This window comes from Methylobacterium sp. CCH7-A2, from assembly GCF_001557075.1.
GTDB lineage: Bacteria > Pseudomonadota > Alphaproteobacteria > Rhizobiales > Beijerinckiaceae > Allobosea > Allobosea massiliensis.
This window is the reverse complement of the sequence record NZ_LSKN01000088.1, coordinates 122,739-149,534: the sequence shown is the minus strand read 5'-3', so window position 1 is coordinate 149,534 and position 26,796 is coordinate 122,739. Positions and strand designations below refer to the sequence as shown.

Below are 26,796 nucleotides of genomic sequence, written 5' to 3'. Positions count from 1 at the left end.
CCTGAAGATGATGCCGCCCATGCCTGCGCCCGCCCCCGCCCCGCTGGAATTCGACGCCGCCCGTCTCGATGCCTATCTGCGCGCGGCCCTGCCCGGCCGGGCTGCGGGGCCGATGACACTGGAGCGGATCAGCGGTGGCCAGTCCAACCCGACCTTCTTCCTGTCCTATCCCGATGCGGGCACGCGCCTCGTCCTGCGCAAGAAGCCACCGGGGCCGCTGCTGCCCTCGGCCCATGCGGTCGATCGCGAATACCGGATTCTCAAGACGCTGGCGGGCTCGGCCGTCCCGGTGCCGCCCGTATTGCTGTTCGAGGCGGATGAGGGCGTCGTCGGCACACCCTTCTACCTAATGGAGCGGCTGGAGGGCCGCGTCTTCCACGACACCGCCCTGCCGGGCGTGACGCCCGACGACCGCAAGGCGATGTATTTCGCCATGGCCGAGACGCTGGCCGCGCTGCACGGCTTCGACTGGCAGGCGGCGGGGCTGGCCGACTACGGCAAGCCCGGCAACTACTACGCCCGCCAGATCGCCCGCTGGAGCCGGCAGTGGCAGGAGACGAAGACGCGCGATATCCCCGCGGTCGACCGCGCCTTCGCCTGGCTGAGCGAGCATCTCGACGAGACGCCGGAGACGACCATCGTCCATGGCGATTTCCGGCTCGGGAACCTGATGTTCGCGCCCGATCGCCCCGAAGTGATCGCCGTGCTCGACTGGGAGCTCTCGACGCTAGGGCACCCGCTGTCGGACGTCGCCTTTTCCTGCCTGCCCTGGCATTCGACGCCCGCCATGTATGCCGGCATCGTCGGGCTCGACCGGCAGGCGCTGGGCATTCCGACGCAAGCCGCCTATCTCGACCGCTACTGCACCGCCGCCGGCCGCGCCGCGGGGCCGGGCCGCTTCCACCTCGCCTTCTCGCTGCTGCGCTTCGCGGTGATCCTAGACGGCATCGCGGCGCGGGCGAAAACCGGCAACGCCGCGGCGGAGAATGCGGTGGCGGTCGGCGAGATGGCGGAGAGTTTCGCGCTGCGGGCAGAGGCCGTGATCGACGGCCGCGACTGAGGGACGACACCATGGATTTCGCCTATTCCGCCAAGGTCGAGGAGCTGCGCAGGCGGCTGCAGGCGTTCATGGACGCCCATGTCCAGCCGGCCGATGCGCGCTATCGCGAGGAGGTCGAGGCCGGGCGCTATCCCATCGCGCTGATCGACGGGCTGAAGGCGCGGGCCAAGGCGGAAGGGCTGTGGAACCTGTTCCTGCCGGCGCTGAAGCCCGACGAGCCGGGCACGCGGCTCTCCAATCTCGAATATGCGCCGCTGGCCGAGATCATGGGCCGGATCTACTGGTCGTCGGAGGTGTTCAACTGCAACGCGCCCGACACCGGCAACATGGAGATCCTGCATCTCTTCGCGACGCCGGAGCAGCGGGCGCGCTGGCTGGTTCCCCTCATGAACGGCGAGATCCGCTCGTGCGTCGGCATCACCGAGCCCGGCGTCGCCTCCTCCGACCCGACCAATCTCCAGACCACGATCATCCGCGACGGCGACGACTACATCGTCACCGGCCGCAAATGGTGGACGACCGGGGCGCTGCATCCCAACGTCACATTCTGCATCGTGATGGGGCTCTCGGACCTCTCTCCCGATGCCGACCCGCACAAGCGCCACTCGATGATCATCGTGCCGATGGATGCGCCCGGCGTCAGCGTGATGCGCAACCTACCGCTGCTCAACCACCATTCGCCGGAGGGGCATACCGAGACCGATTTCGACGCCGTACGCGTGCCCGCCACCAACCTGCTCGGCGAGGAAGGCGCGGGCTTCGCGCTGGCGCAGGCGCGGCTGGGGCCCGGGCGCATCCACCATTGCATGCGCTCGATCGGCCAATGCGAGGTGGCGCTCGAGCTGATGGTGGAGCGGGCTCTGCAGCGCAAGGCCTTCGGCCGCACCCTCTCCGACTACGCCAATGTGCAGGACTGGATCGCCGAGGGGCGCATGGAGATCGACCAGGCGCGGCTGCTCTGCCTGCGCGCCGCCTGGATGATGGACACCCACGGCAACAAGGCCGCCCGCACCGAGGTCTCGGCGATCAAGGTCGTCGCGACGCGTCTGCAGACCAAGATTGCCGACCGGGCGATGCAGGTCTTCGGGGCGGCCGGGCTCTCCAACGACACGCCGCTGGCCTTCATCTACTCCTGGGGCCGGGCGCTGCGCTTCATCGACGGCCCCGACGAGGTCCATCTGCGCACCGTCGCCCGCGCCGAGGTCAAGAAGCACCAGCAGAGCAACCGCAGCACCTTCGCCGAGCAGGGCGTGCGGGTGCCTTACCGCAAGCCCAACGCCTAGCGATGGGTCCGTCTGGTCCGATCTGGCTCTATGACGGCGTCTGCGTGCTGTGCTCCGGCGCCGTGCAGTACACACTGCGCCATGAGCGTGCGCCTGCGATCCGCTTCGTCGCGATCCAGTCGCGCGAGGGCCGCGCGCTGGCGCAGGCCCATGGCATCGACCCCGACGATCCCGAGAGCTTCCTGTTCATCGAAGACGGCAAGGCGCTGGCGAAATCCGACGGCGTGCTGGCGCTGCTGCGGCATCTGCGCGGTCCGGCGCGGCTGCTGCGGATCGGCGCCGTGCTGCCACAGGCGATGCGCGACTGGCTCTACGACCGCGTCGCCCGCAACCGCTACCGCTGGTTCGGCCAGAAGACCGCCTGCGAGAGGCCCGATCCCGCCCAGCGCCACCGCTTCACTCTGCCGGAGGGGACATGACGCACGAAGCCTCTCACGATCCGGGTTTCAGCACCGCGCGCGCATAGGATTCCAGCACGGCGTTCATCCGCGTCTGGTAGCCCTTGCCCGTCGCCTTGTAGGCGTCGAGAACGGATTGCTTGACGCGCAGGGTCACGGGCCGCGTCAGGTCGGGCTCGACGACGCGGGCATTCTTCCAGAACGCGTCGCCGAGCTCGGGAATGTCGCTGTAGTCGATCTCGGACTCCGGCATCGCGGCCAGTTCCTCAATCGTCGGCTCCTGCTTGTATCGCGTCTTCATAACGTCTCCTTTCCGCCCGGTTGGCTCGCCGGGCGGAGATGATCCTGACCACGCCCTGTCGATCGGTGTGGACGACGGTGAGGAACAGGACGGACTCGACGATGCCGATCGAGATCTCGCGGACCTCGCCATATTCAGCCCGCCCGTCGACGACGGTCAGAACCCGGTTCTCGAAGATGCGCGACGCGCGCTGGAAGCTGACGCCGTGCTTGGCGATATTGGCCGCGTTCTTGTCCTCGTCCCATTCGAACATGGTCGCCGATTGTTAATACAAATTGTATTGCCAATCAACGGTGGCCGTCACTCAGCCGGAGCTGGCAGAGGTTTCCCCTCGTCCCGCGGGCGACTGAAAACCCGCCCCAGACCCTCCGACAGCCTGTCCATGTAGATGAACAGGACGGGCGTGATGAACAGCGTCAGCACCTGGCTGATCATCAGCCCGCCGACGACGGCGATGCCGAGCGGCTGGCGGAGTTCCGCGCTGGCGCCGGCGCCGAGCGCGATCGGCAGCGTGCCCATCAGCGCCGCGAGCGTCGTCATCAGGATCGGCCTAAAGCGCATGACGCAGGCCTGGTGGATCGCGTCCTGCGCGCTCTGGCCCTCGCGCTTCAGCACCAGCGCGACGTCGATCATCATGATCGCGTTCTTCTTGACGATGCCGATCAGCATCAGGAGGCCGATGATCGCGATGACCGAGAGGTCGAGGTCGAACAGGCGCAGCGCGCCGAGCGCCCCGATCGCGGCCGAGGGCAGCCCGGTCAGGATCGTCAGCGGGTGGATGAAGCTCTCATAGAGGATGCCGAGCACGATGTAGATCGTCAGGATCGCGCCGGCGATCAGCAGACCCTGATTGGCGAGCGAGTCCTGGAAGGTCTTGGCGGTGCCCGCCAGCGTGGTCGAGAGCGAGGCCGGCAGGCCGATCTGCGCCTTCAGCGCCTCGATGCGCTGGACGCTGTCGCCCAGCGCCACACCCGCCGGCAGGTTGTAGGCGATCGTCACCGCCGGGAGCTGCCCGAGCTGGTTGACGGTGAGCTGGCCGGCGCGGCGCTCGACATGCGCGAAGGCGCCTAGCGGCACCAGCGTGCCGTTGCCGGCGCGCACGCGGATCTGGTCGAGGCGGTCGGGCGTCCAGCCGCCCTTCGGGTCGAACTCGACCACGACCTGATAGCTGTCGCCGGCGGTGTAGATGGTCGAGACCTGGCGGACGCCGAAGCCGGAATACAGAGTCGAACGAAGGACATCGGCGCCGATCTTCAACTGGTTTGCCTTGTCGCGGTCGACCACCAGCGTCGCCTCCAGCGCGTTGTTCTGGAGGTCGGTGGTGACGTCGGCGAAGCTTCCGCGGTCGCGGCCCATCGCATCGGCGAGGCGCACCGCCCAGTCGTTCATCAGGCCCTGGTCGAGCCCCTGCACGACGAGCTGGTACTGGCTCTTGGCGGCGCGTGCGCCGATGTTGAGGTTCTGCACCGGCGTCATGAAGACGTTGATGCCGGCGACGCGCGACAGGTCGCGGCGCAGGTCGGCCAGCACTTTCTGTAGCGCCGGGCGCTCGCCCTGCGGCTTCAGCTCGACGAACAGGCGCCCAGCATTGAGCGCGCCGGCGCTGCCCGAGCTGCCGCCGACGGTGGAGGCGACATGGGCGACATGGGGCGAGGCTCGGAAGACACGGGCGACCTCGTCCTGCGCCTGCTTCATCGCGGTGAAGGAGATGTCCTGCCGGGCCTCGGTCGAGACTTGGAGCTGGCCGATATCCTCCTGCGGGAAGAAGCCCTTGGGCGTGGTCTGGAGCAGCCAGACCGTCGCTGCCAGCGTGGCGAAGAAGGTCAACAGGATCGCCGGCTTGATGCGCAGGCACAGCACGAGCGCGCGGTCATAGCCCGAAAGTAGCGCCGCGAAGGCGCGCTCCAGCGCGCGGCCGAAGGCGTTCTCCTCCTGCGCCGGCCCGTGATGCGACAGAAGCCGGGCGCAGAGCATCGGCGTCAGCGTCAGCGAGACGAAGGCCGAGGCGAGGATCGAGACCGTGACCACGACGGCGAACTCGTTGAAGATGCGGCCGATGACGCCGCCCATCAGCAGGACGGGGATGAAGACCGCGACCAGCGAAAGCGAGATCGAGACGATGGTGAAGCCGATCTCGGAGGAGCCCTTCAGCGCGGCGTCGAAGGCCGAAAGACCGTCCTCCTCCATGTGGCGGACGATGTTCTCGAGCATCACGATGGCGTCGTCGACGACGAGGCCGACCGAGAGCGTCAGCCCCAGAAGCGAGATGTTGTCGATCGAGAAACCGAAGGCATACATCGCCGCCAGCGTGCCGACGATCGAGATCGGCACGGCGACGGCGGGGATGAAGGTCGCCGCCAGCCGCCGCAGGAACAGGAAGATCACCATCACCACCAGCGCGATGGTCAAGAGCAGCGTGAACTGGACGTCCTCGACCGCCTGACGGATCGAGCGCGAGCGGTCGTTCAGCAGCGAGAGCGAGGCGGCGGCCGGCAACTGCTCCTCGAAGGCCGGCAGCATCGCCTTGACCTTGTCGACAACCGCGACGGTGTTGGCGTCGGGCTGGCGCTGGACGGCGAGGACGACGGCGGGAATGCCGTCATAGGTGCTGGCGGTCTGCAGGTTCTCGACGGAGTCGATGACCTTGGCGACATCGCCCAGCCGCACCGGGCGGCCATTGCGGTTGGCGACGATGACGTTGGCGAACTGGGCGGCATTGGCGAGCTGGGTGCGGGCCTGGATGGTGAGCTGCTGGTTCGTGCTCTGCAGCGTGCCGACCGGGGTGTTGGCGTTGGTGGCGGTGATCGCACTCTGCAATTCGTCGACGCCGATGCCGCGCGCGGCCAGCGCGACGGGGTCGACCTGGATGCGGACGGCGTATTTCTGGCTGCCGTAGATCTGCACCTGGGCGACGCCGTCCACGGTGGAGAGCGCCGGCGAGATGACCTGCTGGGCGAAGGCATCGAGCTGCGACAGCGGGATCAGGTCGCTCTTCAGCGCCAGCAGGATGATGGGCGCATCGGCCGGGTTCACCTTCCGGTAGCTCGGCGGCGTCGTCATCTCCAGCGGCAGCTGCTTCTGGGCGCGGGCGATGGCGGCCTGCACATCGGCGGCGGCCGCGTCGATGTTGCGGTTGAGCACGAACTGGATCGCAATCGAGGTCGAGCCCTGGGCGTTGGTGGTGGCGATCGAGTCGATGCCGGCGATGGTGGCGAACTGCTTGATCAGCGGCGTCGCGACCGAGGTCGCCATCGTATCGGGCGAGGCGCCCGGCAGCTGGGCCGAGACGTTGACGACCGGGAACTCGGCGCGCGGCAGCGCGGCCACCGGCAGGAAGCGCCAGGCGAAGAGGCCCGCCATGACGAGCGAGGCCGACATCAGGATGGTCGCGACCGGATGGCGGATGCAGAAGCCGGAGAGGTTCATGAGCGCTCTCCCTGGGCGACGGGGGCCGGCCTGGGCGCGGCCGGCGGGGACTGCGGCGGCTGCGGCTCACGGAAGCGGGCGCCCTCCTTCAGCCGCTGCTGGCCGTCGACGACGACACGCTCGCCGGGCTCGACGCCGGCGGTCAGGGCCGTGCGGTCGCCATCGGCGAGGGCGACGGTGACCGGCCGCAGCGACACGGTCTGGTCCGCCTTCGCGACGAAGACATAAGGCCCCTTCTGCCCGGCCTGGACGGCGACGGTCGGCACCACGACGACGTCCTTCAGCGTATCGGCGGCGATCTCGACATCGACGAACTGGCCGGGCCAGAGCGCGAGATCGTCATTGGCGAAGAGCGCCTTGGCGGTGATCGTGCCGGAGCTCATATCGACGGCGGAGTCGACGAAGTTGAGCGTGCCCGTCACGGCCGGGCGGCCGCTGTCGGGGATGCGCGCGCTGACGGCGACCGGCCGGCCCGAGGCGAGCGCGCCCTGCAGCACCGGGAGATCCCGCTCCGGCAGGGCGAAGCCGACGCGCAGCGGCTTCATCTGCGTGATCGTCACGAGGCTCGCGCCGGAGGTGCCGGCGGCGACGAGATTGCCCGGCGTCACCTGCACCGCGCCGGCCCGCCCGTCGATCGGCGCGGTGATGCGGGCATAGCTCAGCTTCAGCCGGTCGGCCTCCAGCGCCGCCTTGTCGGCGAGGATGGTGGCGGCGGAGGAGCGCTCGTCGGCGGTGGCCTGATCGACCGATTGCTGGGTGCCGGCATTGCGCGCCAGAAGCTGCTGGTAACGCGCAAGATCGCCCTCGGCGCGCCTGTGGGTCGCTTCGTCTCGGGCGATCGCGGCTTCGTCCTTGTCGATCTGGGCCCGGATGTCGCGGTCATCGAGGGTGAAGAGCAGGTCGCCCTTGCGGACAAACTGGCCGTCGACGACGTGCTGCTCGACGATCTGGCTGTCGATGCGCGACTTGAGCACAACGCTGGCCGGCGTCTCGACGAAGCCGATGGCACGCTTGCGGACCGGCATGTCGGCCCGCTCGGCCATGGCGGTCACCACCGCCGCGGGGGCGCCGTCGCTGCTCCGGCCGGCGCGGGCGCTGCGTGCGCCCTCCGTGGGATCGACCGCGCCGCGCGAGGTGGCGAGCCAGTGGCCGCCGGCGAGCCCGACGGCGGCGAGGCCGGCAATGGCGAGGATGGTCTTGCGCTTCATCGATCGGCTCCGGTGATCAGGCTGCGCCGGCGGTGGCGGCGGTGGGAACGGCGGGTCCGGCCTGGCGTTCACGCCGACCCTCGCGAATGCGGCTGCGGATGGTGGCCAGCGTGTCGAGCGTGGCGCGCAGGGCCTCGTCCTCGACCTCGCAGAGCAGTTCGGTGGCGATCTCGGTGCGCAGCGCGTCGAGCCCCTCGACCAGCGCCCGGCCCTGGGGCGTGAGGTAGAGCAGATGCGCGCGCCGGTCGGCCGGGTCGGCCCGACGCTCGACCATCCCCTGCCCCTCGAGCCGGTCGATCAGCCGCGCCACCGAGATCGGCTGCATGTCGAGTTGCTCGGCCATCGCGACCTGGTTCTGGCCCTCGCGGCGCCGCAGCCGCGAGAGGATGCCCCATTGGGCGCGGGTGGTGCCGTGCTCGCGGGCACGCTGGTCGACATAAGTGCGCATCAGCCGCGCCGTTTCGACCATCTGGAACATCAGCTCGCGCCGAAGGGGCCGCTCCATTGCAGTCTCCTTATGATAAGCAGGCTTATCAATTGCTGCGATTGCGGCCAAATGCGGGCGGATCTTCGCGCCCGCACAATCTCTTGATGCGCGCCGGCGGCAGTGGCCGCGGGCGCGGCGGGCGCCTATACCGACTGAGCCTTCCAGGAGACCCGTGATGAGCCAGCTCTTCAGCCCCTACCAGATCGGCGGATTGACCCTCGCCAACCGCATCGTGATCGCGCCGATGTGCCAGTATTCGGCCGAGAACGGCCAGACGACCGACTGGCATACGATCCATCTCGGCAATCTCTCGCATTCGGGCGCCGGCCTGCTGATCATCGAGGCGACGGCGGTCGAACCGGCCGGGCGCATCAGCCCGCAGGATGTCGGGCTGTGGGACGACGGGACGGAGGCCGCGCTGGCCAGGACGCTGAAGGCCGTGCGCAGCCATTCCGACATGCCGATCGCGATCCAGCTCGCCCATGCGGGCCGCAAGGCGTCCGTGGCGCAGCCCTGGCATGGCGGCGGTCAGCTCACGCTGGATACCGGCGGCTGGGAGACGGTCGCCCCCTCCCCGGTCGCCTTCGACGGCCATGCCCGCAATCCCCGCGCGCTGACGACCGACGACATCGCGCGGCTCTGCGAGCGCTTCGCGGAAGCGGCCCGGCGCTCGGTGCGGCTCGGCTTCGCCGCGATCGAGCTGCATGGCGCCCATGGCTATCTGATGCACCAGTTCCTCTCGCCGCTTTCGAACCGGCGCGAGGATGATTTCGGCGGCTCGCTGGAGAACCGGATGCGTTTCCCGCTCGCGGCCTTCGAGGCGGTGAAGGCCGTGGTGCCGGCGGGTTACCCCGTCGGGGTCCGGCTGTCGGCGACCGACTGGGTGCCGGGTGGCTGGGACCTCGAGCAGACGCTCGCCTTTTCGCAGGCGCTGAAGGCGCGCGGCGCCGATTTCATCCATGTCTCCAGCGGCGGCAATTCCGGCGCGCAGCAGATTCCGCTGGGGCCGAACTACCAGGTGCCCTTCGCGCGGGCGGTGAAGCAGGCGACCGGCCTGCCGACCATCGCGGTCGGGCTGATCACCGAGGCCGAGCAGGCGGAGGCGATCGTCGGCACTGGCGACGCCGATCTCGTCGGCATCGCGCGCGGCATCCTCTACGATCCGCGCTGGCCCTGGCACGCCGCCGCGCAGCTCGGCGCCACGGTCAAGGTGCCCAACCAGTATCTCCGCTCGCAGCCGCGGCAGTTCAAGACGCTGTTCGGCTGACGCGCGGGTTCAGTCTCCGCCGTCATCCCGGCCGGAGCGCAGCGGAGAGCCGGGATCCATTCCTGACCCTTTCCGCCATCGTTCCGGACTAGATCCCGGGTCTCCCTTCAGTCGCCCGGGATGACCCAGCGGGATTTGCCATAATCAATCGAGACGAACCGTCATGACCGCCTATGCGAACCTCTCCGCCCATTTCGGCCGGGCCGCCGCGCTCGGGAACGCCATCGGCATCCTGCAATGGGACAATGACGTGATGATGCCGAAGGGCGCGGCCGGCACGCGGGCCGAGAGCCTGGCGCTGCTGCGGGTGATGCATCACGGCCTGACCACCGATGAACGCATCGGCGACTGGCTGGCCGAGGCCGAGGTGCAGGACGGGCTCGGTCCCTGGGAGCGGGCCAATCTGCGCGAGATCCGGCGGCTCTGGACGGTCGAGACCGCCTTGCCGGCCGATCTCGTCGAAGCCTCCTCCAAGGCGATCTCGGCCTGCGAGATGCGCTGGCGGCAGGCCCGGGCCGAGAGCGATTTCGCCGGCCTGCTGCCCTTCCTCGCCGAGGTGCTCACGCTGCAGCGGGAAATCGGCCGGGCCAAGGGCGAGAAGCTCGGCCTCTCGCCTTACGATGCGCTGCTGAACGACTACGAGCCGGGCGGCCGCTCGGCCACCATCGACGCGCTGTTCGACGATCTCGCCGCCTTCCTGCCGGGCTTCACGCAAGAGGCGCTCGCGGTTCAGGCGCGGCGCCCGCAGACGCCCGATCCGGAAGGGCCCTTTGCGATCGAGGCGCAGCGGGCGCTCGGCCTCCGGATGATGGCGGCGCTGGGCTACGACTTCGAGCGCGGGCGGCTCGACGTCTCGACCCATCCCTTCTGCGGCGGCGCCGACAATGATGTCCGCATCACCACCCGCTATGACGAGGCGGATTTCGCCAAGGCGCTGATGGGCGTGCTGCACGAGACCGGGCATGCGCTCTACGAGCAGGGCCGGCCTCAGGCCTATCTCCACCAGCCGGTCGGCCAGGCGCGCGGCATGAGCCTGCATGAGAGCCAGTCGCTGCTGGTCGAGATGCAGGCCTGCCGCTCGGAAGAGTTCATCGCCTATGCCGCGCCGCTGATGCGCGAGGCCTTCGGAGGCTCCGGCCCGGCCTGGGAGACGGACGCGCTGTGGCGGCGCTACACCAGGGTCGAGCCGGGCTTCATCCGCGTCGATGCCGACGAGGTGACCTATCCGGCCCATGTCATCCTGCGCTACCGGCTGGAAAAGGCGCTGATCGCCGACGCGATGCCGCTTTCCGAACTGCCCGTCGCCTGGAGCGCCGGCATGAAGGAGCTGCTCGGCGTGACGGTCCCGAACGACCGCCTCGGCTGCCTGCAGGACGTGCATTGGCCGAGCGGCGGCTGGGGTTATTTCCCGACCTATACGCTGGGCGCCATGACCGCCGCCCAGATCTTCGACGCCGCCTGCCGGGCCCAGCCCGAGATCCTGCCCGGCATCGGGCGGGGCGATTTTGCGCCGCTGCTGGCCTGGCTGCGGACCAACATCCACAGCCAGGGCTGCCTGCTGGAGACCGACGATCTGCTGACGCAGGCGACGGGCCGGCCGCTCGATGCCTCGGTGTTCAAGGCGCATCTTCAGCGGCGCTATGGCGGCTGAGGCTCGATCGAATTAAACTCATTCCAAACAATGACTTAGGATACCACCGACGCTGGCCAGCCATGTTCTGAACAGGCTTGCCAGCGAAGCTCCGGCGGCCGATTCAGGCGCATCGCCCCCAAGGTGTCCCGATGACCGAAGCCAAGCCCCTGCCCCGCATCACCATCACCTATTGCTCGATGTGCCAGTGGATGCTGCGAGCCGCCTGGCTCGGCCAGGAGCTGCTCTCGACCTTCGGGCAGGATCTCGGCGAGGTCGCGCTGATCCCGCGCACCGGCGGAATCTTCCAGATCCATTACGAGGGCGAGCTGATCTGGGACCGCAAGAGCGAGGGCGGCTTCCCCGATTCCAAGGTGCTGAAGCAGCGCGTGCGCGACCGCCTCGATCCCGAGCGCAGCCTCGGCCATGTCGACGGGCATGCGGCGACGGAGAGCGTTTGAGCCCGCGCGTCATGGTCGGGCTTGACCCGACCATCTCGGAAACCAGAGCTCTCTTGTCCTGAGCTTCTCGGGTCTGCGCTTGGCTTCGCCCGAGAATGACGCGCACTAGACGGCGCGCTTCCGCGTCGCCTCAATCCAGGCCTTCAGCCGCGCTTCCGGATCGGCGTTCAGCGTGATGTCGGTGACCGCCGAGACGATGTCGGCGCCCGCTTCGAAGACGCCGGACGCGCGCTCCAGCGAGACGCCGCCGATGCCGACGAGCGGGATGGCGCCGAGGCGGCGCTTCCACTCGGTGACGCGTTCCAGCCCCTGCGGCGCCCATTTCATCGCCTTCAGGATGGTCGGGTAGACCGGGCCGAGCGCGACATAGTCCGGCTGCGTGGACAGCGCGCGCTCCAGCTCGGCCTCGTCATGGCTGCTGACGCCGAGCCGCATGCCGGCCTTGCGGATCGCCGCGAGATCGGCGCCGTCGAGATCCTCCTGGCCGAGATGGACGAAGTCGCAGCCCTCCTCGATGGCCAGCCGCCAGTAATCGTTCACGACCAGCACGCAGCCGGCATCAGCGCAGAGCGTCTTCGCGCGGGCGATCTCGCGGCCGGTCTCGGCTTCGCTGCGGTCCTTGACGCGCAGCTGCACCAGTTTCACGCCGAGCGGCAGCATGCGGGCGAGCCAGTCGGCGCTGTCGAAGATCGGATAGAACGGGTCGACCTTCATCGAGGCTGCTTTCACGAGAGGAAGGCCTTGCCCATGACCGGGGTCGAGGGCGCCGCCATGTCGCGCGCCTCGATCGGCTGCGCCTGGAAGGCCTGGTGGCCGGCCTCGATCGCCTTCGCGAAAGCCTGCGCCATCAGCACCGGATCGCCCGCCTTGGCCACCGCCGTGTTGAGCAGGATCGCGTCATAGCCCAGCTCCATCGCCTGGGCGGCGTGGGAGGGCAGGCCGATGCCGGCATCGACCACCAGCGGAACACCGGGGAAATGCGCCCGCATGCTGCGCAGGCCGTAGACATTGTTCAGGCCGCGGCCCGAGCCGATCGGCGCGCCCCAGGGCATCAGCACCTCGCAGCCGGCATCGAGCAGGCGGCCACCGACGACGAGATCCTCGGTGGTGTAGGGGAAGACCTCGAAGCCGTCCTTCGTGAGGATGCGCGCGGCCTCGATCAGCCCGACGACATCGGGCTGGAGCGTGTCGTCCTCGCCGATGACCTCGAGCTTGATCCAGTTCGTACCGAAAACCTCGCGCGCCATCTGGGCGGTGGTGACGGCCTCCTTGACGCCGTGGCAGCCGGCCGTGTTGGGCAGCACGCGCACGCCGAGATCGCGGATCAGCGACCAGAAGGCCTGCCCGGCCCCGCCCTCGCCGGCCTCGCGCCGCAGCGAGACGGTGACGATCTCGACGCCCGACGCCTTCACCGCATCCGCCAGGATGGCCGGAGACGGATATTGCGCCGTGCCGAGGAAGAGCCGGCTTTTCGGCTCGAAACCATAGAAGCTCGCCATCTCGGTGATCCTCTCAGCCGCCCTGCATCGGGGCGACGACCTCGATGCGGTCGCCCTCGTTGAGCGTGACGGTCTCGCGCTTGCGCGCCGGGACGAAATCGCCGTTCACAGCCGTGGCCACGACCTTGCCGGCATAGCCGAGCTCGGCCAGCGCCTGCTCGAGCGTGGTGGCCGTGACCTCGCGCGGCTCGCCGTTAAGCAGCAACGTCATGAAGCCTCTCCGGGATGCTGGCGGGATCGAGCAGGGCCTCCGCCGCCAGCCGCGCCATCGCGGGGCTCAGCAGAAAACCGTGCCGATAGAAGCCGTTGACATGGATGACCCGGCCACGACGCGTCAAGCGCGGCAGGTTGTCGGGAAAGGCCGGGCGCGCATCGACGCCGATCTCGACGATCTGCGCCTCGCCGAAGGCCGGATGCAGCGCATAGGCGCCGCCGAGCAGTTCCAGCATCGAACGCGCGGTGACGGCGCTGCGGTCGCCGCCCTCGATCATCGTCGCGCCGACCATGAAGATGCCGTCCGCCCGCGGCACGACATAGAGCGGGATGCGCGGATGCAGCAGCCGAACCGGGCGCGACAGGGTGACGTCTCGGGTGCGCAACAGCAGCATCTCGCCCTTGACGCCACGCAGATCCGGCAGCGCCCCGCGGGCGGCGAGACCCCGGCAGTCGAGCACGGCATCGGCAGCCACATCCTCGGGGGCGACCTCGCGGCCGTAATGGATGCGTCCGCCCAGAGCGATCACCTTCGCCGCCAGCCCTGCCAGCGCCAGGCGCGGATCGAGATGGCCCTCGCTCTCGAAGAAGAGCGCCTTGCCGAAGCGCCCGGCGAGATCGGGCTCCAGCGCGGCGATGGCCTCGGCCTCGATCTCGACCAGATGGGAGGTGCGACTGGCGAAGCGGCGCAGTTCGGCGCGATCACGGCTGGGAGCGACCACGAGCGTGCCCTTGCGGACGACGCCCTCGACATGGCGCTCCCACCAGCTCGCCGCCTCCTGGCCGAGCCTGACGACCGGCTCCTCGGCGCTCTCGCCCTCGCACCAGGGCGCCAGCATCCCGCCGGCCCACCAGGAGCAGGCTTTCGCCCCGGCCGTTTCGCCGCGCTCGAACAGCTCGACCTCGGCGCCGCGCCCGAGCAGCTCGACCGCGCAGGCGAGGCCGACGACGCCGGCGCCGACGATGCCGACGCGCAGCGGTGGGTTCGACCGGGACTGGATGGATGCGTGCGGCATGCCCTACCCTCGCGGCCGTGAAGGCTGCGGCCGTGGCAGGACGGGTGAAGCGACGCTGCGACGACCGTTCCCTTCGCCGGCATTATCCGGATCAGGTTCGATGGGTTGGCGACTTGCGCCTCTCAGCCTTGCGGCACCCCAACGGATCGACCTCAATCTAGGCCCGGCGGGCCGCCCGGGCAACCCTCCAAGCCATTCCGGGGCCGCCGCGCGGCCATGTCCCCCTCGTGAGGGAGGTCAGCCCAGCGGCTTGGCGAAGCGGGCGAAGGCGTCGATCGTGGGCGTCGTGCCGGCGCCGGGCCGCTGGGGTTTCAGGAAGCAGCCATCGACGACATTCGCCGGCTCCTCGAAGGCGTCCTTGATCCAGGGGATGTATTCGAGGACCGGCGTCGCCTGGTGCCAATAGGCGAGATGGACATGGACCTGGCTCATCTCGCCGGCATGGGGCGCGACCGGCAGGCGGCTGGCGAGGGCGAGATCGGCGACCTGGATGTATTCGGTGATGCCGCCGAGCCGCGTCACATCAGGCTGGACGTAGTGGATCGCGTCGGCTGCGATGAAGGCGCGGAAGGCGTCGAGCGAATAGAGCTGCTCGCCGAGCGCGACGGGAATGGAGGTGTCGCGGGCGAGCGCCGCATGCGAGCCGACATCGTCATACCAGAGCGGCTCCTCGAACCAGAAGATGTCGAGCGGCTCCGCCCGGGCGCAGAAGCGCTTGCAGGTCGGCAGATCCCATTTGCCGTTGCCGTCGATGGCGAGCGAAACATGGGGCCCGACGGCCCGGCGCACCGCCTCGAGCCGGCCGATGTCGATGCCGGGATCGGCATGGCCGACCTTGACCTTGATGCGGTGGAAACCGTCCTGCTCCACGGCCCTGCGGCAGCCCTCGACGAGCTGGTCCTTGGGGATCGAGAGCCAGCCGATATCGGTGTTGTAGGCCTCGAGCCGCGGCTTGCTGGCGCCGCCGAGGAGATGCCAGAGCGGCACGCCGGCCTTCTTCGCCTTGAGATCCCAGAGCGCGACATCCACCGCCGCCAGCGCGAGCTGGGTGATGCCGGCGCGGCCGACCCATTGCAGCGCCGGATGGCGCGCGAGCTTGAGCCAGAGCCGGCTCGTTTCCAACGCGTCTTCGCCGATCAGCAGCGGCGCATAGCAATCGCGGATGCAGGCGGTGATCAGCCGGTCGGAGGACAGATCGGCATGGGTGCCGGTGAAACCATAGCCCTCTAGCCCCTCCTCCGTGACGATCCTGGTGCCGACGACGCCCCAATGGCTGATGCGATGCGTCGAATCGGCGATCGACCCGCCGGTGACGGGGATATGCAGGATGAAGGGTTCGATTCTGGCGATGCGCATGATGGTCCTCCCGGGCCCTCCGCTCGCGACCGTTGGGGCCGCGGCGGCTTATCGGGCCCGAGACGACCACAGCCGCAGACGCGCTTCAACGCCGGAAGCGGCGCGCCCGACATGCAGGCGCAGAGGGGGCGGATCGCCGGGCGCCTGATCAGCGAGGCCAGACGCGGCGACGCAGATCCGCAACCGGTTTGCTGTGACCATCGATGATCGGGAAGAAAATGGTGCCCAGAGCTGGAATCGAACCAGCGACACTGCGATTTTCAGTCGCATGCTCTACCAACTGAGCTATCTGGGCGCCGGGGATGCGGAAGCCGCGTCCCTGTTGGTGGGCGCGGTATAGCCAGTGACGGCGGGGCTGTCCAGTCGCTTCGTCGGCTTTCCGGTCACGATCCCTCGGTCGCCCACAAGCGCCCGTTCCGCCGCCGCGAGCCCGAGAGAAAGCTTTCGCGAAACCGCGCCGCGACGGCTTGTCAAAGCGGCCGGCCATCGGGCATAGAGCATCCAACGGAGACGTGGCCGAGAGGCTGAAGGCACTCGTTTGCTAAATGAGCATACCCCACAAGGGTATCGAGGGTTCGAATCCCTCCGTCTCCGCCACCACCCCTTGATTTGATTGGGTTTTTTCTGACTTTCGCCGCCCGACCCCAACCCGAACCCCAACCGGGGACAGCGGTTGAGCGTCGTGATCGCTATGCGTTCGGCATCATTTCGCTATGCGCGGAGTGGTGAGCGCGACGAAGCGCGCCATCGTTTTCTCCGGCCACGGCTCTCCCGGCGGCGGCAGGCGGTGGGGATGCAGCACGGCGATGATGTTGCGGAGCGCCGCGCTCGGCACGGCGAGGGCCTGCCATTGCGCCTCGTCATAGCCGCGCGCTTTCGCCTCTCCCCATGCCCACATCGCCATGCTCGGCTCCCCGTTGCCGTCGAGCGCCCGCTTCGGCGCGCGCCTGCCGACGCGCGACCGCAGATGCTCGGGACGGTATCGGATGACAGGGCGGGGCATCAGTCGGCCTGAATTCCTTGAGCAGTCCTCTCACCTGCTACGACCAATTCAAACCGTTTGCGAACCTTGTCGATTGCTCGATCGATACGGGCGTCGAGGTCGAGGCTCGGGTCGCTCGTCGGTTCAAAAAACTTCTTCCGGAGCGCCATTCTTTTTTCTTCCGGCACAGGAAAGCCATGCTCCGGCTCAGACATCGACAGAGTGCTCAAATCGTCTCGGATTTCCTTGATGATGCCGATCAAGTCATCGAAATCCCGCATCGCCTCCCGGCCAAAGTGAACGCCATAGTGCGGCTTGTAATCGTCGAATTCACGCAGAACGGCGTCGATTTGATCGTACCGGAGCCTCATCGCTTCGGGTTCACTGATGATGTCAAACGTGGCGTCTTTCCACGCCATGCGTTCGCTCATCGTCACCGTGTGTCTTCGCGCGCTCTTTAGGGCGATCGAGGCGGCATAAGTCCTTCGCAGCGCCTCCTCCGCGACCGCGAGCCGCCGTTTGCCGGGCTCTTCGGTCTGCCATTTCCTGAGGCCGTCCCTCGCGATCTTGAGACCTATCGCGGCAATGATGGCCGTCGCGATCGGGCCAGCGATCTGCGCGACATCTTTTAGGATCAGCAGCCAACGGGGGGATGGTTCCATCCGATCACCATGCCAGCGCCGCCTCTGGCGCTGCAATGGGGCAGACCGTAATCAGGAGGGCATTGCCCCGCCGACCGAGGCGGAGAGGCTGACGGCAGGGTGCACGGACTATGGCCCCACTGAATTTCGACCTGCGCGGCTACGTCTTCAAGAGTGGCATCGATGTCCTGCGTTCTGCCTACACGACCGCTGCGCTGGCCCTCGTCACCAACATTGATCGGATCGAGGCCGCCAAGGCTGAATATCTGGCGTCCGGAGTGTGGGAGGGCGAGCGAGACGAAGACGGCTATATCATCTGGGACCGCGAGCAGCTTTTCGAGATCGATCTCGACATGGCGCGTCAAGGTCTGGCCGATCTGCGGAAGTCGTTCGCCCTAGCCGCCTATCACTTTTGGGAGCGGTCTGCCCGACAGTGGACCGGAGACGATCGGGGGAGGCATGACGATCTGGTACTTGGTGCCAAAGCCAAGGGGATCGAGGCGCACCCGCATCTCTCGGCCGTTCGCGATCTCGCGAACACGCTGAAACACAACAGCCCGAAATATGGCCCGGCGCTCAGAGCGAGTTGGCCTGATGTCGTGCGATCGACCAATGCCGGGGTCAGCTTCGATGGCTGGTATGGCGCCGTCGTTTTGGAAGAGGTCCACGTTGACCAGTTGTTTGCCGCTGTGGCCGCATCCGGCCCGCGCACTCAAGCATCAGGAGCAGATTGAGAGGCCGCTGTTGCGCGGCCCCTGCCTCACCCTGTCGCGTTGTCCGAGAACGCCCCGCGCAGGCTTTCGGCGGTCTTCTCGCCGACCGCCCGCGAGACCGCTGCGGCGATCTCGCGCGGATCGCCGGAGCCCGTGTTGATCGTGACGTTGTTCCGGATGCTTGGCGCGACGCTCGACTGCCTGTTCGGCGCGGGCAACGCGCTGGACGGTGCGGCGGGCGAGGCCGGAACGCCGGAGGGCATCACGCGCACCGGAACGTCCACCCCGGCGCCGAAGAGCGACCTGATCCGATCGAGCACCCCTCGCGCGGCGGCCTCGACCTTCGGCCCGTTGGCTGTAATCCCGGAAGAGATCGCCTCCGGGATCGCTCGGCCGGCATCGGTGCCGGCGTCGATCCCCACACCGTCGATCGCCTCGATCTCGCGGCGGGTTTGGAGGATGCGCTGGCGCGCCGCCTCGTTGGCATCACGGCGGCGGCGCTGCCCCCAGTCATGCTCCTGCCCCGGCGCAGCGTTCTCGCGCGTCACGCCCGCTGCGGCTGTCTTGTGGTTCGCAATGATCGTCGCGATGCCGGCGGCGAGGGCCGCCGCCCCTGCGACGCCTGCAACCGTCACGCCGCCGAGGATGCCGCCCGCCGCGCCCGCTGCGCCAGCGCCTGCGCCTGTCGCTGCCGCCCCCGCTGCTCCGGCCACGCCAGCACCGCCGAGCTTCACCGCAGCGGCCGTCAGCGCGGCCGCAGAGCCGTCCAGGGCGAGGGCTGATCCGGTGAGAGCCGCCGCCGAGCCGCCGCCCGTGACGCCCTTGACGAGCGACGCCAGCAGACCCGCAGACCTATAGGCGCCGTAGCCGGCGCCGATCAGGCCGATCGCGGTAGCGGCCTGCCGCGCGGCCGTGCCCAAGTTCGACACGTAGTCGATCGCGCTGCCGATATTGTCGAAGGAGAACGAGAGCAGCTTCGAATTGGCCTCGCCGAGCGCGAGATAGAAGTTCTCGACCGAGCCCTTCAACCGCTCGAAGGAGCCGCCGAGGCCGCCCATGATCTCGTCCGCGATCTTCTTGCCGAAGTCGTCGGGCGTGTTCCGGATCGCCTCGCGGTCCTTGCCAAGCTGCTCGAAGACCTTGCCAAGCGCACCAGCCTTGCCGCCCTGCTTGTCGGTGAACAGCGCGTTCAACTGCTGCAAGGTCGGCGCGGCCGAAAGGATCGCCGCGAGCAGCCCTTCCGCATCGACGCTGGCGACGCCGAGTTGGTGGAAATCCGCCGCGAGCTTCGCGATCTTCTGCGCGTCCTGCGCCTTCGTCTTGCCGCCCTTCGTCTTCTCGAAGCTCTCTTGCATGATCGCAGAGACCTTCGCGATGAAGGCGTCCTTATTGGCAAGCGTCTCGTCGTCTTCGAGGACCGTGGTGAGCCGCTCCCGCTGACTGGCGTTAAACGTCTTGCCGAAGCGGCGCTTCTGCATCGCCTCAAGGTTCTCGGCCGACAGGCCGCCCGGCATGGTCGTGAACTTGTTGTAGTCCACCCCCATGGCCGTCAGCGCATCGAGCCCCTTGCGGCCCGGCGAGACCAGCTTCGCAGAGATCGAGCGGATACCGACGCCCGCCTCGTCGCCCCGGAACCCGGCGCGCTTCAACCCGACGCCGAGCGCGCCAAGCGTCTCGTTCGACAGGCCCGCGAGCGTCGATGACGTGGCCGCGTATTTCATGAACTGCGACACGTCCTCGTCCGACATGCCGCCGAGCTTCGCCATGCGGACCAGCATGTTCGAAGCCCGGCGCGCCTCGGCGACGGCCTTGTCCTGCGTTGTGATGTCCTTCCCGGTCTGCATCAGGAAGGCCGTGATCCCCTCGGCGCTGGTCTTCATATCGGCGCGCATCGAGAGTGCGTAGTTCTTCACCTCCTCGGTGATCGCCTGCGCCACGGAAGCGCGCGGAAGCTGCTCCGGGAGCCGCTGCATGATCGCGGTCTGCGCCTCGACAATATCGAGGTTCGTGAACTGCGTGTCTTGGCCGATCCGCTTCGCCTGCGGGATCAGGAGGCGATCCTGATCCTCTTTCGTGATCCCGGCGTAGGCGCGCTGCCGGCGGACCCCAATGTCGAAGTCGGCCGCGCTGACGATCGCCTTCTTCCCGATCTCCTTGGCCCGGATCGCGGCCACGCCGCCGGCCACGGTCGCGGCGTCGCCGAGCGCAGCCCGGCGGGCCTGCGATCGAAGCGAGGCGGCCTCCTGCCGTTGGATCGCAGCGGTGGTGCGGTGGATGCTCGCTTGCAGGCGGTTCTCGGCGCCAGCGAGGTTGTTCGCCGCGATCCCCATCCGCTCAAGCTCGGATGCGGCGCCCCGCACGCGGGCCTTTTGCCACTCAAGTTTATTTCCGAGCTTGTCGGCCGCAGCGGTGGCGCGCTCATAGGCGGCCTGCATCTTCCGCGACGGCGCCTCGGCCGCGAGGAGTTGCCCCGCCAGATTTCGGACGTTCTCCCGCGCCTTGGCATGGGCGCGGGACATTTCGTCCAGCCTCGCGGTCTGCTCGCGCAGACCCTTGACCTTACCGAGCGCTTCCGTCGCCTTGGTGATCGCGCCGAGCGAGGCCGCCGCGCCCTTCGCCGGGCCGGAGACGCCATCGAGAAGCTTGATTGCGAGGGTGCTGGTATGCGTGGCCATGTGGCCTCCAATGCGCTCGGCCCGCCATCGAGGCGGGCCGGGGCTAGGTAAGGTGCAGGGAGCGGGCCTCGGCGAGCCGTTGAACGATCACGTCGTCCAGCGCGGCACGATCGCCGGGAGCGAGCTTGTCGGCGGCGCCGGGATCGAGACCGGCAAGCTCGTAGGAGCGGGCCAGCACGGTCGCGATGTCATCGGCAACCGCAGCGGCCTCGATCTCGGCGATCTCTCTACGCGTGGGCAGCCGAACGACGATCGAGCGGCCACACGTCTCGCCGTCCACAATGAGTACCGTTGAGGGCAGTGCGACAGCGCGAAAGACGGGTGGCGTCATGCCGCCCTCGCCGAAAGGCCGGAGGGGCGGAGGTTGACGGTCTCGGTGCGGACGATCGGCACGCGGGCCGGCTGTTCCTGCTCCTGTGTTGCAGCAGTGGCACGCTCGACCGCCCGAAGGACATCATCCGGATCGGCGGTGAAGCGCGCGTCGAGATCGAACGCGGGATCGCCCGCCGCGACCCCCGGCAGGCGGGCCGTCGCCAGCCGCTCGGCCGCGACGCCGGGCTGCCACGGCAGAACGTGGCGCGTCGTGGTCGTGATCCGATCGGCGATGCCCGTCCGGGTGAGATGGGTTCCGGGCACGCGGATCGTGAATATCGCCGACCCATCGCCGCGATCGACGAAGCCGGCGGCGCTCGGATCGACATCGACTGAGCCGAATTCGGGCCTTGCCACCCATCGCTCTGTCACCTCGACCTTGACGGTCTCCTCGGCAAGGGCGGGCGTATCCCGGAACGTCTCGACCGGATCGATCGGGTCGGCGTCCGCCGGCAGCGCAGCGTTGACGGCGGCGATCGCCGCGTCGGCCTCCGCGATCTGCCTGATGAGAGCAAGGAGATCGGCCCGGAGTTTCGGATAGCGCGCCGCGACCGCCTTGGCGGCAGCCTCCCGCTTGGTGTGCGCGGCGTCATACGCGGCTCGCCGCTCCACTTCCGCCTCAGCCTGCCGGGTGGCGGCGAGGCGTTCGACGAGGCGGGTCCGGGCGGCGCCGAGATCGACGAGATCGGCGGCGAGCGCAGCGACCTCGGCGCGGACATCAGCAGCGGCGGCATCCCCGGAGAGGACAGCATCGGCCCGCCGGTCCTCGGCAGCGGCCAGCGCGGCGCGCGCCTCGGCGGCCTTGGTGTCGAGAAAATCGATCGCAGCGGCGATCGTTGCGGCGGTCGGCGGCGCGTCCTTCGGGCTGCGAAGTAATTTGCGAATTGCGTCAAGCATTGGTCCCTGCATTGACCCTGCGGTGGCACGGTCGCCGGAGGCAATGGCAGGAGCATCGCCTCCGACTTCACCCGCGCGGTGTCCAACAGAGGCACCGGCAAATATCCACGCACAACTTACGAACGCCGTCAACTGACAATCAGCGAGAAAAGATGACATATACCAAAAAATGTATTTGGAATAATGACGTGATACTTTTCCAAATCAGTCCGTTGTTTTTCCAAAAAGCGCGTCTTGCTTTCCACCCAACGCCTCGGCCGCTTTGCCGATGCTCTCGGCAAGTTCGTTCTGCATGGCGATGATCTCGGCTTGCAGGCCGCGACGCAGCGCCGGATTTCGCGTGACGCGTGCCGGCAGCGCGTCGAGCGCCGTCCCGAACCTGCCGGCGAGGAAATCGACAACGGCCTCTGCCTCGGCGAGGGCGATGAGATCGCGCCGCTTTGCTGCAAGATCGATCTCGACGATCTGTGAGCGGAGTTCCCTGAACTTGTCGCTGGCCTTGGCCTTCGTGGCGAGGCCGGCGCGGAGATGCTCCACGATCGCGGCCACGGTGCCCGGCAGGGCGTACCTATTCCGGCCGGCCTTCCGGATCACGCCCTCCGCCTCGAAATTTCTGACGTGGCGGGCGCTCATCCCCACAAGGGCGCCGATCGTCTCGGCGGTGACAAGATCGGGCAATTCGGTCGTCATTTCACGCTCCGCGTCGGGAATTGGAACGCCATTTGTCAAACACGAGATATGCCCGTTTGCCGGGGCCGCGCGTCCCGCATGGGGTGGCCCGCCTCGCCAGTACCTTTTTCATTCCGCCCCCTCCTCGCCGATGGCCCCGCCGTCGCATTCCTGCTGTCCAGAATTGGCGCGAGCGATTGCGACGGAGGGTGATGGCGGCTCTCGGCTGATGCGGCCCTGTGCGAGCGCTGCGCGCGTTTTCGATAGAAGCGCGGCGCCTTGCGGGCTGAGGCGCGAGAGGCGCGCAGCGGCGCGCTCTCGCTCCGCTGCGGCGAGATCGCGATCGAGGGTCGAAAGGTCGAGATTGAGATCGGCGCCCGCCATGGTTGCTACGCCGCCTCCTTTGCGAACGCGGACGCGTCAATGAAGCCGAGTTCGATGAGCAATCTGTGCCAGTCGGGATCATCGAACCGCTCGATCGCAGCGCCGATGTAGTTTTCGACGGTTAGGATGCGACCTTCGAGAGCGTCGAGCGCGCTCCATGACCAATCGAGGGCGCCAACGATATCGGCGATCGTTGGCGCGGTGCGCTGCGTTCGAACGAGGCGGCGCATCGCCTGCAATGCGAGGGCTGCCGGCAGTCGCTCCGCACCGGCGACGTGCTTCACCATCGCAGCCCGCCTCGCGCTCGACGGCATGAGATCGAGCGCTGCGTTGATGATCCGGGCAAGCTCGGCCGGCTCTGCGTCCGAGGCCCTGCGAACGGCCTCGATCGCGTCACGCGCGGCCTCGATCTTGCGGCCGTCAGGCCAGCGCCGAAGCTGCTCCTCGGCCGCGCTGCGATCCGCCGCGAGAGGCTCGCGCATCAGCGCATCGATGTCGCCGAGAGCGCGGTAGGCGGCCACGTGCTGAGGCTCGACCACCACGTCCGCCGATCTATCTGATGCGGTCTCGCCGCCGCGCCTCGTCTTGGTCCAGTCGCGCCGAAGAAGCCAGTTTCGGGGCGCGAATATGCGAGTGACAGACTTCCCCTCGCACCACGAGCCATAGTTCTTCGCCCCATTCACGATCGCGACCGGATCGGACCCCTCCGCGACGGCTTGGTCCCACGCCTCGCGAGCGGCGGTCCAATGCGGCCCCTCCCATGGCTCGCCGGGCCGGTTCGGGAAGACAGCGCGGAAGCGCTCGAATTCGTAATCAGAGGACATGTCTCACCTTTCGGATTGAGGATGCTGAGAGATTGAATTTGGTGGCCGGGGCCGGCCTGCCGGCCGCCCCGCCCATCGGAAGAGTGTCGCCCCAAGCGAGTTCAGGGCCGGGGCGCGGAGCGCATCCGGCCCCAGCCTCAATCCGTTTCGTCGCGGCCAAACACCGGGCTGGGTGCCGTGTCTGTTAATAGTTCCTACTGAGGGTGCCAGCAGGTGACACCACCTCCGCCCGCCGAGGTGGTGTAGGGCGTGACACCACCTGAGGGCCTGAGGTGGTGTCATTGGGTGTCACCACCTGCGACCAACTCGTACCGGCTGGCGCGCCCACTCTTTCCCACTTCCGCGCTGATCAATCCGGCCGCCCGAAGCGTGGCCATTCTCCGGATCGCGGTGCGCCGCGACATGCCCAGTTCCTTGGCGATCTCGGCATAGGACGGGGCAAAGTCCGCCCGGCGGTCGATCCACATGAGCCCCAGCGCGAGTGCGAAAACCCGATCCGCATCGGAGAGGCCGGAGCGGACCACACGCCACATGAACGCATCGAGGTCGGCTCGGCTCTTGACGACCCGGCCCTCAACTCCCTTCATTGATTGCGTCGCGTCTGAAATGTCGCCGCTGCCGGGTTGCGCCCCGGCGGCGGCTCTTTCTTTTGGGGCCGCGCGCCTTGTCGGCGCGCCGCCCTCGGCAACAGCCGCGCGTAAGGCTGCCGTCATGGCATCGCACCTTCGCCAAGGATCACCGCGTCCCAAAGTTCCGCCCGGACGCGGCCTTCGAGAGCGGCGACCTGCTCCGCTATCTGCTCCGGCGCGAAGCCCTGTTTGGCCATCCGCTGGCGGATCACATTGAGTTCACGCGCAAGCTCGTACTCGCCGCGCTCGCGGGTGACCTGCTTGATGCGGGTCGCCAGCTTCTCAATCTGGTGCACACGCGTCGCAAGCGGGAAGGCGATCAACTTGGCCGGGCCGGCCACGGCCGGCCGGAGCCTGAGACGATCGGGGGCGGTCATCGCGCCGCCCCCTTTGTCGAGGGCATGTCGCGGACAAATTGCTCAACGGCATCGCGGGGGAAGCGAAGCTCGCGCAGCGGACGCACCGCCCGCAACTTTCCCTCTTCGACAAGGGTGTAGACGGTTGTCCTATGGATGCCGAGCAGCCGTGCCGCCTGCGAGGCAGTCAACAGGAGGGGCAACTCTTCGATCTTGGCGGGCTTCATTGCGTCGATCTCACGACGCGCCGCGACGGGGGCGCGCAAGTTGAAGGTCGCGCCCGCCGTCGCACGGGCGTTTTCTCGATCCATTCAACCCGCGCGCTGCGCTGGTATCGGCAGTTAGGAGTAGGCTCTAATCGGCGTCAAGACCAATTCGACCATCCACGATCAAATTTTCTGATCGCAGATACTTTTGTTTTCCAAAAACGGTTTTGGAAATTCTCACGCAGCGCGTTGCACAATCTTTCGTCTGAGCGAGATCACCTTATCGCCAGCTTCGGCAGGCTCTATGAATGAGGCCCACGCCACCATCATCTCGCGGCGGCGCTCAAGCGCGTCGCCGCGCCGGTATGCCGCTACGGCTTTGTCGGCGATGACGTGCGCTAGAGCCGCTTCGGCCAGTTCGGCAGGATACGTGGTCTCTTCACCCAACCAGTCGCGGAACGTGCTGCGAAATCCGTGAACGGTCACGGTCTCGCCGAGCCGGCGGAGCGCCATTTCCAAGGCCATCACCGACAAGCCGGAGCCGGGGCGCTGACCCGGAAACACGAAATCGCCGTCGCGGACTTCTGCCATTTTCCGCAGGATCGCCAGCGCAGGTTCCGCGAGCGGAACACGGTGAACCCTCTTGGCCTTCATCCGGGCCGCCGGAACGGTCCAGACGGCGGCTTCCATGTCGATTTCCGACCACCGCGCGCCAAGCACCTCGCCCGATCGAGCAGCGGTCAGGATGGCGAAATGAAGGGCATGAGCGGAAACCGAGCGAGCCTCGGCCAGCTTTGCAATGAAGGCCGGCACGGCTTCGTAGGCCATGGCCGCGTGATGGCCTCGGACCATTTTGGGCGGCTTCGTCAGCAGGCGTTCCATGTGCCCGCGCCAGCGGGCCGGGTTCACCTCAGAGCGATGCCCGAGCGCCGCCGTCGCGGATAAGACGGCCTCAATGCGGCCCCGAAGCCGAGAGGCGGTCTCCGGCTTGACGTGCCAGATCGGGGAAAGCACAGCCAGCACGTCAGCCGTCTCGATCTCGCTGACCTTCATCGCCAGCAGCTTATTGAGCGCAGCCTCGTGCCGCGCCTGCACCTTTGCGTCGATCCGGATCATCTTCGCAGCCACGGGCTCGACGCCGAGCGTCGTCTTCCACTGCTGCACGTGTTTGGCGTTTTTCAGCTTCGGGGCGATGCCCTCGATATGGTCGATTGCCGCCTCCCGGAAAGTCGGGATGGCGGCCTTTGGAACAGCCGCCTTCCGCCGCTCCTCGATCGGATCGAGGCCGGCGGCGATCAACGCGCGGGCCTCAGCGGCCAGTTCGCGGGCGCGAGCGAGGGATACCGCTTCCGCCGCCCCTACGCCCATCTCTCTCCACTTGCCCTCGCGTTTGAAAATGAATGCCCATGCCCGCGCGCCGGAGGGCTTCACGATCAGATACAGGCCGCCGCCGTCAGCATGGCGGCCGGCCTCCTTCGTCGTCGAGGCGAAGCGGGCGGAAAGCCGATTGATCTCGCGGGCCATCGGGGGCGGCTCCAAGTTGGGGTTGAAGGGGCCAACCCCAACTTCAACCCCAACCTGATACGGCGACTGACGGCTACACGCAAATACGTTCGGGAGCCCATAAGCTCCGAAATCACTGAGATCGCGGCACTTTTTACTACGCTTCGCAACGCAAGAATGCGGCTGAAAACGTATGTTTGAACTCCTCCGTCTCCGCCACTCCTAAGCCCTTGATATTGCGTACGCGGCCCGTCTCTCCGGAGGACGCTTCTGTCACAGCCGCCCGTCACAGCACGGGGGCGTTTCTCGTATGCATCGATTCGACCGAGCCTGTCTGTCG

At 67.8% G+C, this 26,796-nt stretch carries 28 protein-coding genes, 2 tRNA genes and 1 riboswitch; of the genes, 8 read left to right on the top strand and 22 right to left on the bottom strand.

Translation table 11 applies throughout. The features are described 5' to 3' along the window. The 3 genes from AX750_RS07385 to AX750_RS07375 all read left to right on the top strand — a co-directional run. Nucleotides 1–1,060: phosphotransferase family protein (locus tag AX750_RS07385; protein WP_348626270.1), on the top strand; the 1,060-nt coding region annotated here is incomplete at its 5' end. Nucleotides 1,061–1,071: 11 nt separating this feature from the next. Beyond that, complete coding sequence (locus AX750_RS07380; RefSeq protein ID WP_066717405.1) at nucleotides 1,072–2,343, top strand: acyl-CoA dehydrogenase family protein; 1,272 nt, start codon at nucleotides 1,072–1,074, stop codon at nucleotides 2,341–2,343. 2 nt (nucleotides 2,344–2,345) lie between these two features. After that, entirely contained in the window at nucleotides 2,346–2,762 is a 417-nt protein-coding gene (locus AX750_RS07375) for a thiol-disulfide oxidoreductase DCC family protein (RefSeq protein ID WP_066717403.1), read from the top strand. 13 nt (nucleotides 2,763–2,775) lie between these two features. On the opposite strand, the gene AX750_RS07370 is transcribed toward AX750_RS07375, so the two are convergent. The 5 genes from AX750_RS07370 to AX750_RS07350 are packed head-to-tail and all read right to left on the bottom strand — an operon-like array spanning nucleotide 2,776 to nucleotide 8,181. After that, nucleotides 2,776–3,042 carry a BrnA antitoxin family protein gene (locus AX750_RS07370; RefSeq protein ID WP_066717401.1) on the bottom strand — a complete coding sequence of 89 codons (267 nt, stop codon included), beginning with the start codon at nucleotides 3,040–3,042 and terminating at the stop codon, nucleotides 2,776–2,778. Next, a complete protein-coding gene (locus tag AX750_RS07365; RefSeq protein ID WP_066717399.1) occupies nucleotides 3,008–3,295 on the bottom strand; it encodes a BrnT family toxin in 288 nt (95 codons plus the stop codon). The genes AX750_RS07370 and AX750_RS07365 overlap by 35 nt, the downstream gene beginning before the upstream one ends. Nucleotides 3,296–3,342: 47 nt before the next feature. Next, a complete protein-coding gene (locus AX750_RS07360; RefSeq protein WP_066717396.1) occupies nucleotides 3,343–6,468 on the bottom strand; it encodes an efflux RND transporter permease subunit in 3,126 nt (1,041 codons plus the stop codon). Next, nucleotides 6,465–7,676 carry an efflux RND transporter periplasmic adaptor subunit gene (locus AX750_RS07355; protein WP_066717394.1) on the bottom strand — a complete coding sequence of 404 codons (1,212 nt, stop codon included), beginning with the start codon at nucleotides 7,674–7,676 and terminating at the stop codon, nucleotides 6,465–6,467. Before AX750_RS07355 ends, AX750_RS07360 begins: the two co-directional genes overlap by 4 nt. A gap of 16 nt (nucleotides 7,677–7,692) precedes the next feature. Beyond that, complete coding sequence (locus tag AX750_RS07350; protein WP_066717390.1) at nucleotides 7,693–8,181, bottom strand: MarR family transcriptional regulator; 489 nt, start codon at nucleotides 8,179–8,181, stop codon at nucleotides 7,693–7,695. 157 nt (nucleotides 8,182–8,338) lie between these two features. On the opposite strand from AX750_RS07350, the gene AX750_RS07345 reads away from it, so the two are divergent. From AX750_RS07345 to AX750_RS07335, 3 genes are all read left to right on the top strand, one after another. Then, nucleotides 8,339–9,430 carry an NADH:flavin oxidoreductase/NADH oxidase gene (locus AX750_RS07345; protein ID WP_066717388.1) on the top strand — a complete coding sequence of 364 codons (1,092 nt, stop codon included), beginning with the start codon at nucleotides 8,339–8,341 and terminating at the stop codon, nucleotides 9,428–9,430. A gap of 163 nt (nucleotides 9,431–9,593) precedes the next feature. Then, nucleotides 9,594–11,081, top strand: coding sequence for a carboxypeptidase M32 (locus AX750_RS07340; RefSeq protein ID WP_066717386.1), 1,488 nt, complete (start codon nucleotides 9,594–9,596; stop codon nucleotides 11,079–11,081). Nucleotides 11,082–11,212: 131 nt separating this feature from the next. Beyond that, nucleotides 11,213–11,521 carry a SelT/SelW/SelH family protein gene (locus AX750_RS07335; RefSeq protein ID WP_066717382.1) on the top strand — a complete coding sequence of 103 codons (309 nt, stop codon included), beginning with the start codon at nucleotides 11,213–11,215 and terminating at the stop codon, nucleotides 11,519–11,521. A 105-nt stretch (nucleotides 11,522–11,626) separates the two neighbouring features. Here AX750_RS07335 and AX750_RS07330 read toward each other — a convergent pair whose 3' ends face one another. From AX750_RS07330 to AX750_RS07305, 6 genes are all read right to left on the bottom strand, one after another. Further along, nucleotides 11,627–12,235 carry a thiamine phosphate synthase gene (locus AX750_RS07330; RefSeq protein ID WP_066717379.1) on the bottom strand — a complete coding sequence of 203 codons (609 nt, stop codon included), beginning with the start codon at nucleotides 12,233–12,235 and terminating at the stop codon, nucleotides 11,627–11,629. Nucleotides 12,236–12,246: 11 nt separating this feature from the next. After that, nucleotides 12,247–13,020 carry a thiazole synthase gene (locus tag AX750_RS07325; protein WP_066717376.1) on the bottom strand — a complete coding sequence of 258 codons (774 nt, stop codon included), beginning with the start codon at nucleotides 13,018–13,020 and terminating at the stop codon, nucleotides 12,247–12,249. A 13-nt stretch (nucleotides 13,021–13,033) separates the two neighbouring features. Next, entirely contained in the window at nucleotides 13,034–13,231 is a 198-nt protein-coding gene (gene thiS / locus AX750_RS07320) for a sulfur carrier protein ThiS (protein WP_066717374.1), read from the bottom strand. Continuing rightward, nucleotides 13,215–14,210, bottom strand: coding sequence for a glycine oxidase ThiO (gene thiO, locus AX750_RS07315; RefSeq protein WP_082735238.1), 996 nt, complete (start codon nucleotides 14,208–14,210; stop codon nucleotides 13,215–13,217). The genes thiS and thiO overlap by 17 nt, the downstream gene beginning before the upstream one ends. Before the next feature lie 90 nt (nucleotides 14,211–14,300). Continuing rightward, nucleotides 14,301–14,400: riboswitch (TPP riboswitch) on the bottom strand. Between the two features lie 86 nt (nucleotides 14,401–14,486). Continuing rightward, nucleotides 14,487–15,605: a mandelate racemase/muconate lactonizing enzyme family protein gene (locus AX750_RS07310; protein WP_066717369.1), complete on the bottom strand. Its 1,119-nt coding sequence runs from the start codon at nucleotides 15,603–15,605 to the stop codon at nucleotides 14,487–14,489. 219 nt (nucleotides 15,606–15,824) lie between these two features. Next, nucleotides 15,825–15,900: transfer RNA gene (locus AX750_RS07305), tRNA-Phe, on the bottom strand. Nucleotides 15,901–16,111: 211 nt separating this feature from the next. Between AX750_RS07305 and AX750_RS07300 the strand changes: the two genes are divergently transcribed. Further along, a tRNA-Ser gene (locus AX750_RS07300) sits at nucleotides 16,112–16,202 on the top strand. Nucleotides 16,203–16,308: 106 nt separating this feature from the next. On the opposite strand, the gene AX750_RS07295 is transcribed toward AX750_RS07300, so the two are convergent. Next, nucleotides 16,309–16,509 (bottom strand): hypothetical protein, encoded by a 201-nt coding sequence (locus tag AX750_RS07295; protein WP_156449935.1) that lies wholly within the window; start codon nucleotides 16,507–16,509, stop codon nucleotides 16,309–16,311. 98 nt (nucleotides 16,510–16,607) lie between these two features. Beyond that, entirely contained in the window at nucleotides 16,608–17,249 is a 642-nt protein-coding gene (locus tag AX750_RS07290) for a hypothetical protein (protein WP_066717362.1), read from the bottom strand. A gap of 110 nt (nucleotides 17,250–17,359) precedes the next feature. Here AX750_RS07290 and AX750_RS07285 point away from each other — a divergent pair, with 110 nt between their 5' ends. Further along, nucleotides 17,360–17,962 (top strand): hypothetical protein, encoded by a 603-nt coding sequence (locus AX750_RS07285; protein WP_066717360.1) that lies wholly within the window; start codon nucleotides 17,360–17,362, stop codon nucleotides 17,960–17,962. A 26-nt stretch (nucleotides 17,963–17,988) separates the two neighbouring features. Here AX750_RS07285 and AX750_RS07280 read toward each other — a convergent pair whose 3' ends face one another. The 9 genes from AX750_RS07280 to AX750_RS07235 form a co-directional block, all read right to left on the bottom strand. Further along, entirely contained in the window at nucleotides 17,989–20,616 is a 2,628-nt protein-coding gene (locus AX750_RS07280) for a phage tail tape measure protein (protein ID WP_066717358.1), read from the bottom strand. Between the two features lie 43 nt (nucleotides 20,617–20,659). Beyond that, a complete protein-coding gene (locus AX750_RS07275; RefSeq protein ID WP_067253826.1) occupies nucleotides 20,660–20,947 on the bottom strand; it encodes a hypothetical protein in 288 nt (95 codons plus the stop codon). After that, a complete protein-coding gene (locus tag AX750_RS07270) occupies nucleotides 20,944–21,885 on the bottom strand; it encodes a hypothetical protein (protein WP_066717355.1) in 942 nt (313 codons plus the stop codon). The genes AX750_RS07275 and AX750_RS07270 overlap by 4 nt, the downstream gene beginning before the upstream one ends. Nucleotides 21,886–22,089: 204 nt before the next feature. Further along, nucleotides 22,090–22,518 (bottom strand): hypothetical protein, encoded by a 429-nt coding sequence (locus AX750_RS07265; RefSeq protein WP_156462432.1) that lies wholly within the window; start codon nucleotides 22,516–22,518, stop codon nucleotides 22,090–22,092. 425 nt (nucleotides 22,519–22,943) lie between these two features. After that, nucleotides 22,944–23,621 (bottom strand): hypothetical protein, encoded by a 678-nt coding sequence (locus AX750_RS07255; RefSeq protein WP_156449936.1) that lies wholly within the window; start codon nucleotides 23,619–23,621, stop codon nucleotides 22,944–22,946. 419 nt (nucleotides 23,622–24,040) lie between these two features. Further along, on the bottom strand, nucleotides 24,041–24,475 hold the full coding sequence (locus tag AX750_RS07250) for a helix-turn-helix domain-containing protein (RefSeq protein ID WP_082735234.1): 435 nt from the start codon (nucleotides 24,473–24,475) through the stop codon (nucleotides 24,041–24,043). Next, nucleotides 24,472–24,768, bottom strand: coding sequence for a DUF6074 family protein (locus AX750_RS07245; RefSeq protein WP_066717336.1), 297 nt, complete (start codon nucleotides 24,766–24,768; stop codon nucleotides 24,472–24,474). Before AX750_RS07245 ends, AX750_RS07250 begins: the two co-directional genes overlap by 4 nt. Continuing rightward, entirely contained in the window at nucleotides 24,765–24,974 is a 210-nt protein-coding gene (locus tag AX750_RS07240) for a helix-turn-helix domain-containing protein (RefSeq protein ID WP_156446423.1), read from the bottom strand. Before AX750_RS07240 ends, AX750_RS07245 begins: the two co-directional genes overlap by 4 nt. 216 nt (nucleotides 24,975–25,190) lie before the next feature. Further along, on the bottom strand, nucleotides 25,191–26,477 hold the full coding sequence (locus tag AX750_RS07235; RefSeq protein WP_066717330.1) for a site-specific integrase: 1,287 nt from the start codon (nucleotides 26,475–26,477) through the stop codon (nucleotides 25,191–25,193). Nucleotides 26,478–26,796: the final 319 nt, after the last annotated feature.

What these genes read in the sequence shown, in the direction of transcription:
- AX750_RS07380 (WP_066717405.1), top strand. Translation starts at nt 1,072, where the DNA reads ATGGATTTCGCCTATTCCGCCAAGGTCGAGGAGCTGCGCAGGCGGCTG.
- AX750_RS07375 (WP_066717403.1), top strand. Translation starts at nt 2,346, where the DNA reads ATGGGTCCGTCTGGTCCGATCTGGCTCTATGACGGCGTCTGCGTGCTG.
- AX750_RS07370 (WP_066717401.1), bottom strand. Translation starts at nt 3,042, where the DNA reads ATGAAGACGCGATACAAGCAGGAGCCGACGATTGAGGAACTGGCCGCG.
- AX750_RS07365 (WP_066717399.1), bottom strand. Translation starts at nt 3,295, where the DNA reads ATGTTCGAATGGGACGAGGACAAGAACGCGGCCAATATCGCCAAGCAC.
- AX750_RS07360 (WP_066717396.1), bottom strand. Translation starts at nt 6,468, where the DNA reads ATGAACCTCTCCGGCTTCTGCATCCGCCATCCGGTCGCGACCATCCTG.
- AX750_RS07355 (WP_066717394.1), bottom strand. Translation starts at nt 7,676, where the DNA reads ATGAAGCGCAAGACCATCCTCGCCATTGCCGGCCTCGCCGCCGTCGGG.
- AX750_RS07350 (WP_066717390.1), bottom strand. Translation starts at nt 8,181, where the DNA reads ATGGAGCGGCCCCTTCGGCGCGAGCTGATGTTCCAGATGGTCGAAACG.
- AX750_RS07345 (WP_066717388.1), top strand. Translation starts at nt 8,339, where the DNA reads ATGAGCCAGCTCTTCAGCCCCTACCAGATCGGCGGATTGACCCTCGCC.
- AX750_RS07340 (WP_066717386.1), top strand. Translation starts at nt 9,594, where the DNA reads ATGACCGCCTATGCGAACCTCTCCGCCCATTTCGGCCGGGCCGCCGCG.
- AX750_RS07335 (WP_066717382.1), top strand. Translation starts at nt 11,213, where the DNA reads ATGACCGAAGCCAAGCCCCTGCCCCGCATCACCATCACCTATTGCTCG.
- AX750_RS07330 (WP_066717379.1), bottom strand. Translation starts at nt 12,235, where the DNA reads ATGAAGGTCGACCCGTTCTATCCGATCTTCGACAGCGCCGACTGGCTC.
- AX750_RS07325 (WP_066717376.1), bottom strand. Translation starts at nt 13,020, where the DNA reads ATGGCGAGCTTCTATGGTTTCGAGCCGAAAAGCCGGCTCTTCCTCGGC.
- thiS (WP_066717374.1), bottom strand. Translation starts at nt 13,231, where the DNA reads ATGACGTTGCTGCTTAACGGCGAGCCGCGCGAGGTCACGGCCACCACG.
- AX750_RS07310 (WP_066717369.1), bottom strand. Translation starts at nt 15,605, where the DNA reads ATGCGCATCGCCAGAATCGAACCCTTCATCCTGCATATCCCCGTCACC.
- AX750_RS07295 (WP_156449935.1), bottom strand. Translation starts at nt 16,509, where the DNA reads ATGGCGATGTGGGCATGGGGAGAGGCGAAAGCGCGCGGCTATGACGAG.
- AX750_RS07290 (WP_066717362.1), bottom strand. Translation starts at nt 17,249, where the DNA reads ATGGAACCATCCCCCCGTTGGCTGCTGATCCTAAAAGATGTCGCGCAG.
- AX750_RS07285 (WP_066717360.1), top strand. Translation starts at nt 17,360, where the DNA reads ATGGCCCCACTGAATTTCGACCTGCGCGGCTACGTCTTCAAGAGTGGC.
- AX750_RS07280 (WP_066717358.1), bottom strand. Translation starts at nt 20,616, where the DNA reads ATGGCCACGCATACCAGCACCCTCGCAATCAAGCTTCTCGATGGCGTC.
- AX750_RS07275 (WP_067253826.1), bottom strand. Translation starts at nt 20,947, where the DNA reads ATGACGCCACCCGTCTTTCGCGCTGTCGCACTGCCCTCAACGGTACTC.
- AX750_RS07270 (WP_066717355.1), bottom strand. Translation starts at nt 21,885, where the DNA reads ATGCTTGACGCAATTCGCAAATTACTTCGCAGCCCGAAGGACGCGCCG.
- AX750_RS07265 (WP_156462432.1), bottom strand. Translation starts at nt 22,518, where the DNA reads ATGAGCGCCCGCCACGTCAGAAATTTCGAGGCGGAGGGCGTGATCCGG.
- AX750_RS07250 (WP_082735234.1), bottom strand. Translation starts at nt 24,475, where the DNA reads ATGACGGCAGCCTTACGCGCGGCTGTTGCCGAGGGCGGCGCGCCGACA.
- AX750_RS07245 (WP_066717336.1), bottom strand. Translation starts at nt 24,768, where the DNA reads ATGACCGCCCCCGATCGTCTCAGGCTCCGGCCGGCCGTGGCCGGCCCG.
- AX750_RS07240 (WP_156446423.1), bottom strand. Translation starts at nt 24,974, where the DNA reads ATGAAGCCCGCCAAGATCGAAGAGTTGCCCCTCCTGTTGACTGCCTCG.
- AX750_RS07235 (WP_066717330.1), bottom strand. Translation starts at nt 26,477, where the DNA reads ATGGCCCGCGAGATCAATCGGCTTTCCGCCCGCTTCGCCTCGACGACG.